We start from the raw sequence: 1,649 nt of genomic DNA, 5'->3' as shown, positions 1-1,649 counted from the left end.
ACCGACGACGTGATCGAGAAGGTCGCCGGGGGCGCGCAGGCCCCCACCGAGGACGTCGTGGCCCGGGGCCTCGAGGCCGCCAAGCCGTTCATCGCCGAGCTGTGCGCCGCACAGCAGGCGCTGGCCGACGCCGCGCCCGGCACGCCGCGGGAGTTCCCGCTGTTCCCGCCGTACGCCGATGACGTCTACGCCGCCGTCGCCGAGATCGCCGAGACCAAGCTCGCCGAGATCATGCAGATCGCCGACAAGCAGGATCGCGACGTCGCGACCGACGAGCTCAAGGCGACCGTCCTCGAGCAGCTCACCGAACGGTTCTCCGACCGCCTCGGCCAGGTGGGAGCCGCGTTCAAGTCGCTGACCAAGAAGGTCGTGCGCCAGCGCATCCTCACCGACCACTTCCGGATCGACGGTCGTGGCACGCGGGACATCCGCGCGCTGTCCGCCGAGGTCGAGGTCATCCCGCGCGCCCACGGCTCGGCACTGTTCGAGCGCGGTGAGACCCAGATCCTCGGCGTGACCACGCTCGACATGGTCAAGATGGCCCAGCAGATCGACTCGCTCGGGCCCGAGACCAGCAAGCGCTACATGCACCACTACAACTTCCCGCCGTACTCCACCGGTGAGACCGGTCGCGTGGGGTCGCCCAAGCGTCGCGAGATCGGCCACGGCGCGCTCGCCGAGCGCGCGCTCATGCCGGTCCTGCCGAGCGTCGAGGAGTTCCCCTACGCGATCCGCCAGGTCTCCGAGGCGCTCAGCTCCAACGGCTCCACCTCCATGGGCTCCGTCTGCGCCTCGACGCTGTCGCTGCTCAACGCGGGTGTGCCGCTCAAGGCCCCCGTCGCGGGTATCGCGATGGGCCTGGTCTCCGACGAGATCACGAACGAGGCCGGTGAGTCGGAACGACGTTTTGTCGCGCTGACGGACATCCTCGGGGCCGAGGACGCCTTCGGCGACATGGACTTCAAGGTCGCCGGCACGGGCATGTTCGTCACCGCGCTCCAGCTCGACACCAAGCTCGACGGCATCCCGTCCGAGGTGCTGGCCGGCGCGCTGACCCAGGCCCGCGAGGCCCGGCTCACCATCCTCGACGTGATGGCCGAGGCGATCGACGAGCCCGACGAGCTCAGCCCGTTCGCGCCCCGCATCATCGCGATCAAGGTCCCGGTCGACAAGATCGGCGAGGTCATCGGGCCCAAGGGCAAGATGATCAACTCGATCACCGAGGAGACCGGCGCGTCCGTCTCGATCGAGGACGACGGCACCGTGTACATCGGGGCCACGGACGGCGAGTCGGCCCAGGCCGCGATCGACAAGATCAACGCCATCGCCAACCCGCAGCTGCCCAAGGTCGGGGAGCGCTTCCTCGGTACGGTCGTGAAGACCGCCCCGTTCGGCGCCTTCCTCTCGCTGCTGCCGGGCCGCGACGGTCTGGTCCACATCTCCAAGCTGGGCCAGGGCAAGCGCGTCGGCAAGGTCGAGGACGTGGTCAACGTCGGCGACAAGATGCAGGTCGAGATCGCCGACATCGACAACCGCGGCAAGATCAGTCTCGTCCCGGTCGGTGACGACTCGGACGGCGGAGCCGACGCGGACTCCGGCACCGACGACTGAGACCCCGCCGGTCCGCCACCCACGGCGCCCGGCACCCC

1 protein-coding gene is annotated in these 1,649 nt (G+C 69.6%); it reads left to right on the top strand.

All coding sequences use genetic code 11. The features are described 5' to 3' along the window. Positions 1–1,611, top strand: a 1,611-nt coding sequence (locus tag G6024_RS07370; protein ID WP_159148382.1) for a polyribonucleotide nucleotidyltransferase, incomplete at its 5' end; no start/stop codon positions are given. Between the last annotated feature and the right edge of the window lie 38 nt (positions 1,612–1,649).

The sequence above is a fragment of the Dietzia maris genome (assembly GCF_014144855.1).
GTDB lineage: Bacteria > Actinomycetota > Actinomycetes > Mycobacteriales > Mycobacteriaceae > Dietzia > Dietzia kunjamensis.
Note: the sequence above shows the minus strand (reverse complement) of the source record. Positions and strands in the feature narration are given on the sequence as shown.